Origin of the sequence: Vibrio pacinii DSM 19139 (assembly GCF_000711795.1) — a bacterium.
GTDB classification, from domain to species: Bacteria; Pseudomonadota; Gammaproteobacteria; order Enterobacterales; family Vibrionaceae; genus Vibrio; species Vibrio pacinii.
The window spans coordinates 1-6639 of sequence record NZ_JONH01000036.1; the positions used below are offsets into that span (position 1 = coordinate 1).

Below are 6639 nucleotides of genomic sequence, written 5' to 3' on the forward strand. Positions count from 1 at the left end.
AGGTGTCATGTTCCATAGCGATCAAGGTAGTCACTATACCAGTCGTAAATACCGCCAATTACTGTGGCGTTTTCAAATAAAACAGAGTTTATCTCGCAGAGGAAATTGCTGGGATAATGCGCCAATGGAGCGCTTCTTTAGAAGTTTGAAGACAGAATGGGTGCCGACGGTAGGTTATCGTAGCTTCGCTGAGGCTCAACAAGAGATCACCCGCTACATTATCGGATATTACTGCCAACTCAGGCCACATCAGTATAACGGTGGCCTAACGCCCAATGAATCAGAAAGATTATATTGGGAAAACTCTAAAACCGTGGCCAATTTTAGTTGACCACTACATACCAACTTTCATCTCACTAATGCGCGATTCAGATAAATCTAAAAATTTGGACATTTCCTTCTGTGTCTTGCCTTGTGTCTTAAAGTAGGAAATCGCATGCTCTATCCAAAGTATGGTGTCTCTCTTAGTGCTCATGTTTTATAACCCCTTGTATTCATTTCCCCTCCAGAATAACAATACAACTCAAGGTTAGCATTACGAATTATCCGTAATTTTCCGTAATAAATTACAGGCACTATCAAGAGGGTTATAATCTCATAAAAATAATTTACTCTGTAGTTGAACAAAACTGTTGATTGTTGGTAGTTAAAAGAGAGTAGCTATCTAAGATATGAGAAGTGGTTAAATTCAACACCCACTACACCTTATAGGCATGAATAAAAGTAGGGAAAACTGGCATTAGCACCCAAGTAGGTCAAATTGCTCTTAAAGCGTTTCGGAGCACTTGCGTGCTAGAAAGTGCCGAATGAAACAGTTCTGGACAAAACCTTGTTAGTTACATTACTAAATTAGTAATTAATGGATAACTTCAAGTATAGGAAACTCCGCCAAGAAAAAAGCAAGACTTGAACCTGATAGTATTTGGTGAGGCCGACAATACTAATACCGATGATTTGCCCGTCTTTGTTGTGCAAGAACGCAGGGATGATCTACTTTTAGTTCTCATTTTCGATGAGGCATTTACCGTCTGAACTGAGTGCAACGGGTGCCTAGGTTTCACCGTCGGTCATTTCAAGATCGCTCACCCAACCTTGTGCAGGAGCAGGTTCGTCTTTCGGGCCATTGAGTTCGGTAGCGTGCTCGATATCGAGTGGGATTTGGCGCTTGAAGTGCTCTAGAACGGCGGTTGGGTTGTCGTTGTTAAACTGGCGGCCATCGCTACCCGCTGGTAGTTCAAAGCAAAGTGATAGATAAGTTATGATGGTCATATCTGGCATCCAAGTGGTGGATTGTATGAAGTTTTTCCTAAACCCCAAAAGTGGATGAAAGTTATAGAAAACAGAACACAACATACGTTATTTTATGTTCAAGGTTTCAAAGGATGATCCATATAAAATGAAGACCCACCAAAGACATGATTTCCTAAAAAATACAATCACCACACTAAGAGAAAATGTTGCTGGCTATTGTTCAAATCCTAACTGTCGTGTTTTAACTATTGCATCTGTATCCGATAAGGACAAAACCTTAAACACTGGGGTTGCTGCTCATATATGTGCTGCTGCACCTGGTGGACCAAGATATAACCCAGATCAAACAAAGGATGAAAGGCGATCCTATGAGAACGGAGTATGGCTCTGCTCGAATTGCTCGCGATTGATAGATGACGATGCGGCTTCATATTCAGTGGAGTTACTCAATAGTTGGAAAAGCCAAACCATTGAATATGTAAGAAGTAATGTCGGAAAACAGATGCTTCCAAAAGAAGAAATTGAGACTAGAGCTATAGCTGAAACTTTAAACTATGTCGGAGGTCGAGACCCCGCTTCGCTATTCAATAAAGGTGCAATGGCAGTCAAGCATTTTGACAAGCATTTAAGTCAACTAGACAATAGGTTCTCAGTTCAAACAAATGTCATAAATGGTAATACCCAAACACTTATTACACCCATTGCTGACAATGTTAGCGTAAAGGTGACAATGGACCACGAGACTGGCCTATCTTTCGATAGCCAACTCAAAGAAATGAGAACATCCGGTAAGCCTGTAACAATACCTACGAGTTCAATTTCGTTTTCAGGTTCTAAACTATTCGAAGCGGTTACTGATGGCTTCGGTGAAAGTGGCGAGCTTCGAATAGAACCACATGCGACAAAAATTAAGTTGTCTTTGTACGCGATATTGAATGACAAACATCTTTACTTGGGTGAGTTCAACGGAAAACAATACATTTTGGAAAATGGGCTTAAGTTTACGGCCTATGCTTTCAATAAATTTCTTAAGATCACAATGTTCTATCACGCAGACAGAGGAACTCTCCAATACAACTTCGTCGCATCTGTTGAGCAATGGGGTAATAAAAGCCTAAACAAAATTCCGTACTTTAAGAGACTTCTGTCTGCAAAAGATATTTTGCTGAATGGCGGTATCCTAGGGGTCAGTATTGAGTTTGAAGAGGGGTATGAACTCAATCCATTTGAGGCCGAAAAAGATTTCTCTAGTGAAACAAAACGTTTTTTTGCCAGTATTGGAGAGTTAGTCCATGTCGTCGATTGCGTTAAGAAACTTTCGTCTCACTTCAAACTACCAGAGCCAACTTTTTGTGACTTTGAAATTCCCGAAAATGAGTTTATAGCACTTACTACCGCTAGCTCATTAACTGAGGGGAATATTCACACGAGTGGCACTGATGTCGGCTCATTTGACTTTTCAATGCCAAAAGAACAATACGAACGGCTACCCGATCAGGGAAGCGAGTTCCCACTTGATAAGATTTCTTTTGTAGAAAACAGTCCAATCCCTACCGTATTTGGGACAAGTTTTGATTTTCTCAAAATTGAACATACATACTTCAATATGAATGTTAAAACGGAAGAACACGAAAAATCGGTTTCGGTATATTTAGAGCCAACGGATCAGTCCAGTTGTGTGGTTAGCTTATTAGATGAAAGAAATAAGACTTCAAAGCAATGACCACTATTGTTTAAAACCCGTTTAATTCAAAAGAAAGCCTTAGACTAGGGCTTTTGCATTTAACACGCAGCAAGCTTAGCTTGTGTGAGTCGGAGTGCTATTTATTAGGCAGATTGGGAGGCCCAACCGTTCGCTCTACTTGTTGCGCTTCCTTCTTAATCTGTTCGCTTTGCCTCGTTACTCGATAGGCGTCTAAAGCTGCTTAGAAATACCCCTTAGTGGCTTTCACTACCGAGACATAGCCCGCTTGCTCGTGAATGTATGTACTGGGGTCAGGTCTTGATTCTTGCCTAATCATTAGCTTTCGTTATGCAAGTATTAGGAACAATGAAGATTAGCTTTATTAAGGTCAGAAAGTTTTGGGGAACAAATGAATTCGAGAATCCGTTCACATTAGACTAAAACACATTATTGCTTTACTAATTTGTTAAGCGGTTCTACTTCATTTCTAGCAAACTAAGAAATGCATTTTAATGCGCGGTTCGAAGCTCATAATAACCTTAAAATTCCTTCACCACCTACCAACAAATGAGTAATTATTGCGTTGGACCTCAATAAGCGGTCCAACGCTTAATAACTCACAGTATGAAGCGTTTACAAGAACTTACCGAGTTGCTGAAATATTTTGTCTAAAGCATTAGCCACCTGAGCCACTACTTTGACCTTGTCTTCAGAGCTCTTCAACATTTCTTGCGCCCCTTTTGCTTGCTGAATCAGTTCCTTAACGCACCCTTGTTCCGCCTCATACATTCGAGAGTTATTCTCCAGTATGGCCGCATTGTAGGTATAGATTTTATCACCCAAATGCTCGCATTTGCGCAATAACTGTTCATCCTCAGGTTCAAGCATCACTGAATCTAGATAGTTTTTAAGTTCATTGTACATGCTTTGCAGTTCGCTATATGCGGTCTTGTGGCTAGCGTCCATTGGTTATTCCTCTAGGCTATCGCGATATTCTTTGATGGCATCGATCTGGTTTTTGGTCGACTTGAGCGCTTTTTTAGCTGCATCTATGGTTACATCATTATCACTTTTCAAAGATACGACTATCGATAGGTTTAAGTGCTGAATCGAACGCAATGCATCTTCAAGTTTTGCATACTTTGCATCCAGACCATTTAAGCGTGATCTGATCTCGTAAGCTTTTTCATATGCATCAACCCTTTCTTCAAGTGAATGCTCGAAAGTAACGCAACGCTTATCATCGCTTTCTTCACATCGATTGGGGTTATTGAGTAGGTACAAACGGATCCGCAGTTCTTTTTCCAAAGAAACTCTGGTGGCAGCCTTCCAAGCCCCTAACTCGGCCTCTAAAGACTTAAATGAGCTCTGCACGATTTTTTCAGAATCAATCACCACTTTTTTGAGCAAGTCATATCGTTTTTTCTCCGTGTAAGCGCGAGCTATAGCATTGACGCTTGTTGTAAGCAGCTCTACGTCTCCGTCATCGATACCTTCAAGTTGAGGCATTTCCGATAGAGAGACCAAAGAAGAGTTCAGTTTTTGGGAATACTTGTTCAACTCTTCACCTCGATCATCCGTCGCCAAGAGGTAAATACTTTCAGTGAAAGTCTGCAAATTGCGCAGCAACGCTTCTTGGCCAGAACGGTCAATCGTAGAAATGTCGAGCCCTTTTCCCGTCACACCATCTCTTGCTGCTTTTACCAGTTCAGCACTAATCTTAGCGTCATCAGCATACTCATAAACCTCTATCAGAGCATTCTGCACCTGAGTTGATTGCTTCGCATATTCACCTACCAAATGAATCGACTCATTGGAAGCACATCCTGCTAATCCAATAGTGACCAACGAAGCTAATATATTGAATCGCCACCTCGAGGCATTTAAGCTTTGAAGTCGTATTATCATGTTCTAAGCCTTTTGTTTTCCATAAGATTGATTTACTAAGCGATACAAATGCCGTAAGCAGGCAGTACATCTCTGATTATTTCTAAACGATACGTTTTTAGTGCATCATGGAAGTGCTTCCAGTCAGAGTCCAGAAAGGCCTGTGAATATGGGTAAACAAGTTGGCCATCTTGAAAAAAGCCTGTTCCCCTAGCCTGTTGTTTCCAGCTATTCTCACCATCTTTGTCAAACGTTAAATCAACTGGATCAAAACCAAATAGCCCTTCACGAAGCCACTCGATCCATGCTGTATGCCGAGCTTCACCGTCATCATTTTTAATGGTTGTTAAGGCGTACTCAATCTTGGAACGTTGCTCCGTTGTCAAGCCAGGTTGGTTATCTATGCTCACCTGAGAGTCACCCTCATTCCACCATTGCAGGGCTTTGCACATCGCATCAGCAGCCTCTAGAAATATTGTGGTATTGTCCCTTTCAATAGGATCCCCTTCACCATTTTCGTATGTCCAAGAAACATAAGGTCGGTCAGGGAAAGACAGTGCAGCGCCATGGCCGAGTGGAGACGACGCAGAAATACTGTCACTTAACAAATCATCTTTGATTCGTTCCAATAGAGAGCTGGATGAGGACCCTAGATTATCCACTTTATTATAATCATGGATAACTCCTGCAAATCCTTGGTGAGCAAACGTGTCTGCGTAAACATGCATGGCGATCCCCATTAAGTGGGCAGCGTAAGGTTGGCCCCAATGCGAAGCCACCATTGTCAACATGTCCCGTGCTACGGGGCTGTCAGGCCGGCAGACTAATCGATGTATAAACTGGCCATCAGGCTCTACTCCAGATGGTAGCCCCTCATTACCGGGAAGAAAGTGAAACGGAATCCAAACTAAGTGATTAGCCAAATCCTGAGTGTTTCGGTAATCTAGCATTTTGTGAGCGGATACAATGCGGTCATACATTGCTCCATTGTCAAAATATATGGGGTTGTCATTCGTAGCCTCATCGACATATTGAGCGGCATACGCCACCTTTTCGGCAAGATGATGTTCGATTCCAGCATAGCGAGCAATGACATACGTTAAAGTATGGTGTCCATCGATTTGCATGTGTGCCTCCAGCAATATGATATTTGACGTTAAACACTCGGCAAGTAAATACATAAGCTACCTGAATGAAGAAGCTCGAACCTGAATTTACTTTCGCTTAGTGAATCGTCTACTTGTTATTACAATCCAATATGAAACAAAGGGAACATAACAACAATGGCTCAAAATTCATACAACTGATGAATAAGTGCGCTAAGTAGCTCTCAAATATCATTACTTGTCATCGTTACTGACAAGATTGTGCTTACCACGTACCATCCATTTCCCCATTGGTTTGCTCTAGACAAAAACGTATACGCTCTTAGCTAAAAACGTTCGGCAAGACCACAGTTTTATTGGCGCGACACTTTAGTTGAGCGCGAGCCAAATTTAGCCCAGGTAACTATGTTTCGTGAGAAAGGGGCCTTAGGTAGTACAAATGGAGCACAAGAATTGTTCCAGCTAGTAATAGGAACAATACAAAAGGGCTAACAATAAGCCCATAACCGTTTAGCCCCCTGAAATGTATCATTCAGGAATCAAAGGCATTTATAGTTCGAACAATTGCATATTTCGGAGCATTCCGATCAGTCATTTCGGGATTATCCGATCACCCATTTCGGTTTAAACCGATCACTGATTCCGCGATTATCCGATCACTTTTAGCCTAACTCCGAAATCGGTGATCGGAATAGCGAAAACCGCGATCGG

7 protein-coding genes are annotated in these 6639 nt (G+C 41.7%); 2 read left to right on the forward strand and 5 right to left on the reverse strand.

All coding sequences use genetic code 11. From position 1 onward, the window contains the following. A partial coding sequence (locus BS19_RS14625) for an integrase core domain-containing protein (RefSeq protein ID WP_038176241.1) occupies positions 1-331 on the forward strand: 331 nt, incomplete at its 5' end. Positions 332-334: 3 nt separating this feature from the next. Here the strand turns inward: BS19_RS14625 and BS19_RS20480 are convergent. Beyond that, entirely contained in the window at positions 335-475 is a 141-nt protein-coding gene (locus BS19_RS20480; protein WP_211253010.1) for a hypothetical protein, read from the reverse strand. A 575-nt stretch (positions 476-1050) separates the two neighbouring features. Further along, positions 1051-1269: a phage protease gene (locus BS19_RS14630; RefSeq protein ID WP_169739016.1), complete on the reverse strand. Its 219-nt coding sequence runs from the start codon at positions 1267-1269 to the stop codon at positions 1051-1053. A 127-nt stretch (positions 1270-1396) separates the two neighbouring features. On the opposite strand from BS19_RS14630, the gene BS19_RS19640 reads away from it, so the two are divergent. Continuing rightward, entirely contained in the window at positions 1397-2974 is a 1578-nt protein-coding gene (locus BS19_RS19640; protein WP_157631190.1) for a hypothetical protein, read from the forward strand. Between the two features lie 594 nt (positions 2975-3568). Here the strand turns inward: BS19_RS19640 and BS19_RS14640 are convergent. From BS19_RS14640 to BS19_RS14650, 3 genes are read right to left on the reverse strand one after another with little or no spacing between them, the layout of a single operon-like run. Continuing rightward, complete coding sequence (locus BS19_RS14640) at positions 3569-3901, reverse strand: hypothetical protein (protein WP_038176242.1); 333 nt, start codon at positions 3899-3901, stop codon at positions 3569-3571. A 3-nt stretch (positions 3902-3904) separates the two neighbouring features. Then, positions 3905-4843, reverse strand: coding sequence for a hypothetical protein (locus BS19_RS14645; RefSeq protein WP_038176243.1), 939 nt, complete (start codon positions 4841-4843; stop codon positions 3905-3907). 35 nt (positions 4844-4878) lie between these two features. Continuing rightward, a complete protein-coding gene (locus BS19_RS14650; protein WP_038176244.1) occupies positions 4879-5949 on the reverse strand; it encodes a DUF6765 family protein in 1071 nt (356 codons plus the stop codon). Between the last annotated feature and the right edge of the window lie 690 nt (positions 5950-6639).